The organism is uncultured Pluralibacter sp., from assembly GCF_913775985.1.
Taxonomy (GTDB): Bacteria; Pseudomonadota; Gammaproteobacteria; order Enterobacterales; family Enterobacteriaceae; genus Pluralibacter.
The window spans coordinates 1-4,663 of record NZ_CAJYMB010000063.1; the positions used below are offsets into that span (position 1 = coordinate 1).

General features: G+C 52.4%; 5 protein-coding genes and 1 pseudogene. All 6 read left to right on the plus strand.

Annotated elements, in window-relative coordinates:
• Window positions 1-5 precede the first annotated feature (5 nt).
• The gene (locus QZ766_RS07260) at window positions 6-497 is read left to right on the plus strand and encodes a DUF3304 domain-containing protein (RefSeq protein WP_297199500.1); all 492 of its coding nucleotides are present in this window, start codon (window positions 6-8) and stop codon (window positions 495-497) included.
• Complete coding sequence (locus QZ766_RS23060; RefSeq protein ID WP_366509384.1) at window positions 485-1,426, plus strand: hypothetical protein; 942 nt, start codon at window positions 485-487, stop codon at window positions 1,424-1,426. The genes QZ766_RS07260 and QZ766_RS23060 overlap by 13 nt, the downstream gene beginning before the upstream one ends.
• Before the next feature lie 7 nt (window positions 1,427-1,433).
• Window positions 1,434-2,867, plus strand: a complete 1,434-nt coding sequence (locus tag QZ766_RS23065; RefSeq protein WP_366509385.1) for a hypothetical protein — start codon at window positions 1,434-1,436, stop codon at window positions 2,865-2,867.
• 41 nt (window positions 2,868-2,908) lie between these two features.
• On the plus strand, window positions 2,909-3,166 hold the full coding sequence (locus QZ766_RS07270; RefSeq protein WP_297199494.1) for a PAAR domain-containing protein: 258 nt from the start codon (window positions 2,909-2,911) through the stop codon (window positions 3,164-3,166).
• A gap of 29 nt (window positions 3,167-3,195) precedes the next feature.
• The gene (locus QZ766_RS07275) at window positions 3,196-4,296 is read left to right on the plus strand and encodes a hypothetical protein (RefSeq protein ID WP_297199497.1); all 1,101 of its coding nucleotides are present in this window, start codon (window positions 3,196-3,198) and stop codon (window positions 4,294-4,296) included.
• Window positions 4,286-4,663: pseudogene (locus tag QZ766_RS07280) on the plus strand (type VI secretion protein VasK); the annotation flags it as partial. The gene QZ766_RS07275 and the pseudogene QZ766_RS07280, both read left to right, overlap by 11 nt.

Genomic DNA, 4,663 nt, shown 5'->3' on the forward strand with positions numbered 1-4,663 from the left:
TGGTCATGTCGCTCACCGGCTGTGACCAGGCCGACGATGATTCAGCAAGCGGCGGCGGGGGAGCCATTGACGCTATCAACCACACGCACTGGGCCATTAATCACTACAGCGTCAACGGCCAGTCGGGTATTGATATTATCGGCCCCTGGCAGGGCGGCGGCGGGGCCGGGTATTTTTCCGTACCGTCAAAGTGGGTTCCGGGGATGACGGTAAAAGTTGATTGGCAAACCGGATTAGGATATTCAATGGATTTTCCTGGTTTTGGGGATGATAAAAAATTACTTGAATGGGAAATGAAAATAAAATCGCAAAATAGAGAGCATAGTTTAATCGTTCCTGTCCCAGATTATACCGGACAACCAACCTGCGGAATAAAAATCCATTTCCTCCCCTGCGACAAAATAAAGGTCACGACCAGCTGCTATGACTACGGCAATCCGCAATATCCGATAAAAGATCCCATCAGAATGGAGGAGCCAACAACATGTCAAAAATAAGCCCTGATTTAGTCTGGTATCCCCCGGCGTTTCCAAAAGAGGGGCGTCTACCGACGGAACCCGCGTCCATCGCACAGAACTGCAAGCTGCAGGACAGTCATGAACTGACATACCGAAATGAACTTTGTCAGGCGGCGGGAAAGCTGGTTGAGCCGCCCTGCTGCAAGACGCTGCATATCAGCCTGTTTTTTGATGGCACGGGGAATAATCTCTATAACGATCTGTATCTGTCGCAGCCTGCTCACCCTACCAATATTGCGCGCCTGTTTCGCGCAACCATTGGTCAGGGCTACGCCGGTGGGGTGAAAGGGCACGCCGAGGCGCTGGTTGATATACCCGGCACGGCAAACAACAAATACTATAAATACTATGTTCCGGGCGTCGGTACCCCTTTTCCTGAAGTCTCCGATCTTGATTACAGCACCCCGGGCCTGGCGTTTGCTACTTACGGTGAAGAGCGGGTGAACTGGGGATTATTGAGAATTGTTGATGCTCTAAGGCGAACATCAGGCCTGCGCGAGCTGTCCGATGCTGAGAGCCACGCTGCCGTCAGCAGCATGACCTCCAACCTGGGAGGTGACGGGCCTTACAAGCGCAGAGTTGTTTTTAACCGGCTGCTCAAGGCCGCCGATCTTGCACCGGCAATGAAGCTGGCCGTTACCCAGCCGGAGCCTGGTAAACCCAGGCTGTTAGGTATCAAGTTGTATGTGTATGGTTTCTCTCGCGGTGCCGCAAGCGCGCGCACCTTTGTTAACTGGCTTAACGAACTGTTACCCGGCGCCGGGAAAAAAGGTAGCCTCATCGAGCTCTGCCTGCTTTCCGGCGGGGTAAAAATCCCGCTGAGCATCGAGTTTCTTGGCCTGCTGGACACGGTGGCATCTGTCGGTGTTGCGAATATCGCGCCTTTTGCCGAAGGGCATATGGGCTGACGGCACCATGGAGCTACCGGATAACGGATTAATCAAAAAATGCACGCATCTGGTCTCATCCCATGAACAGAGGCTCTGCTTTCCGCTGGATTCCCTTTGCCGCAGCGATGGGACTTATCCGGGATACGCTACAGAAGTCATTTATCCTGGGATGCATTCAGATTTAGGGGGAGGTTATCCTCCGGGTGAACAGGGTAAAGCGATTGGTGACGGGGATAGTAACTTACTGTCCCAATTGGCTTTACATGATATGTTTGCCTCAGCATTTGATGGCGGCGCACCTTTTAAGCTACCTAAACAAGCATTACCCGTTAATTTAGTTAAGGATGTTTGGCGAAATATGCCAAGTGATCTTCTTGATAGTTTTTATTTGTCGGAGGAGTTAGTTAATAAGTTCAACGCATGGCGCGAGTTTACTCTTAATCTATCTTCATGTAGTAGAGAAACAACTAAATACAACCCCATTCGCGCCAACCTAAACGTCATCTCTGCCCTTGAAAATCAGATGGCCTGGATCACCGCTTGGCGAATTGGTCGCTATACAAACGGCGCCTATAAGGCGCAACAGTTTTATAAAGATGCGGCTTTAAATGGGCAAAATAAAGATAGCGATCCGGCAGTCCTGGCTATCTCAAAGGCAGAACGTGATAAGAAACAGAAGGCGGTAGACGCCGAGCGTCTGAAATTAATTGTATCGCACAGATATAAAGAGTTTGTTCCTTTACCTCCTGGCCCAAAAGATTTCGATCCGGCGATTGCGCAGGTTCAATTAAAGCAGGCCGCCGAGGAGTTTAATGCTGACTATCATGCCAAACCCCGCCCTAAAACAGGCAACTGGAAGTATAAAATTACCGAGCCGTTGTCTAATGTGATGTACGCATTTAGCGAAAATGACTTTGCCGCCGAATATGAGAGAATGAAGAAGTCGGCAGAAGAAAAATTCGCCCTGCTTTTTCAGCCGCAGTCTCAGCCCGCAGGGGAGCCTTCCCCGGCGAGCTTAGTAAGATCGCTTTTTGATTTCCAGGTCCACGACTCGCGGGCGTGGTTTATGCAGGCGACGTTCGGTGAGCGGGAGCCCTGGGGTAGCTACTTCCTCTACCGGATGATCTATTTTGGCGAGCTAATGAGTAAAAATGTCTCACTGATTGCCAAATATGGCCACTTTGTTGACAGGCAGCTGCAAACATCCTTAAAAAATTCCATCCTGATGTTTAATACGACTCGATCGGCCAATACTCTTGCGAGTGAAAATACAGAAGGTGTTAAGCAAACGGTCTCCGTCATTCCGTCATCTCAAAGTTCGGGGGGGATAATTGATATAAGTTCGAATACTCAGCCAGCAATGACGAGTGGCCTGGCTGAATCAGCAACCAAAGCCAGCATAATTTCCGACGCCCGGAAATTAGAAGACGCGAAGAATGATATTCTTAAACTCTGGTGAGCAATGGTTTCGCGGCAGTTTCATTAACAAAAGGAATTTCGATGAAATATATAATACGACAGGGCGATACGCTTCGGGAATATGGCGGGGCGGTTATCGGCGGGCACTATATTTTCTTTGGTAAAGGTATTGCTGTTAAAGGCGATAGCGTTAAATGTAATAAACATGGCATGACCACTATTGCAGAGGGTAGCGTATTAACACAAGTGGACGGGCAGCCCGTTGCTCTGCACGGCCACCGCTGCGTCTGCGGGTGCACGCTGGTAAGCTCCAGCCCCGAGTGCCGGATTATGCGATGAGGAAAATACCTGAGTTTCCTCGTTATAGGATGGCAAAGCCGCCAGTATCCAGCCGCTGGCTGGCAACTTGTGCGGCGATTATTTTAATGTCGGGCGCCATCGCGGTAGTGCTGAATAAATCCGCCGCCGGCAGCGGTGTCGTTTTGATGAGCATGGCCGGCATCGCCGCGCTCTGCGGTTTAGCCTGGTTACTCCGGGTGCTGTACTTTCGCCTCTCTGTACATCACGCCTGCACGTGGAGTGATGAAGTGGAAAGGGAGCACGCGCGCTGGTGGGCAATACACCAGCGCCAGTTCGCGCTAAACGCCGTGGTGCTTATCGGCCCTTCCGGAGCTGAACTCTCCGACTGGCTGCGCGTTATCGAGCGTGAACATCCCGCGCCACCGCTCCGGCAGGAAGCGTCAGGGAAGGCGCGGCGTATCCCCGGAGTATTTGCCACCGATCCCGGAGAGCGAGAAAAGCAGCTGGCGCAGATGCTGGTACTGCAATGGAAAAAGCAGCATGGCGATGCGCCCGCTGTCTATCCTGAGAAATTCTTCTGGCTGGGTAACCTCGATGCATGGTCAGCGTTTGCGGCGCAGCTCAATCACTGTTTCCCGAAAATGCAGGTTCCCGCGCAGCCGGAGGCGTGGCAGGGGGCGAAAACGCTCGCTCTCTTTGCGGACATCTTTGGCGATGTCGATCGACCGGAACTGTATTTGATCGCGGGCTGCCGCGCGTTATCGCCTTCCTGCGACGCCGATCGTCCCGCAGGAGAGTGCGCCGTATTGTGGCTGGCAGGATGCCGGGGTGATGTTCTTTTGTCTCGCGGTGAAGTTTTTGAACCTGCCGAGGCAGAGTCGCTACGAGACGTCACTTTGCGCGCGGAAATGCAAAGCGGCCTTGCAGCATCTCCCGATCGCTGCATGCTTTTTTCGCACCCGGAACTGGCTGAACTTGCCGAATGTGGCTGGAACGCGACGCACAATATTCAGGACGATTACTGGGGAATCCCGGGCGAACTGGAGGCGCTGGTGGTGATATCGCTCGCCGCCATTAGCGCTAAAAGCGAAGCAAACCCCTGCGGCTGGATAGCTTCAGATCCTCAATGTCCTCTGGCTGTTGGAGTGGTGAAACCTTATGGAAAATAACAATAATCACCGTTTAAATCGGCGTATCTCCGTCGGGATCAGCATACTGCTTGTTGCTGTAGCCATTACGCTCGCGATCGTGCTGGGCGGGTTTGCCTACTGGCTGATTGCCGCTGAGCATTCGACACAGTGGGCAACCATCGCCCCGATTTTACTCGTCTGCGGCGTTCTGTGGCTGGCGTTAGCCTGCGTGACGGCCCTTGTCTTCACGGCTATTCATTTGTGGCTTATTAGCCGGGTCAAAAGAACGGCCGCCGCCGCACCGCAAAAAGTGGTTCATAAGAAGAGCGCGGAACATCTGATGTGTGTTCAGGCTATTCGATCGCGGTTATTTCAACGCTACGGCCCCTTCTGGCGCCGCAAATCC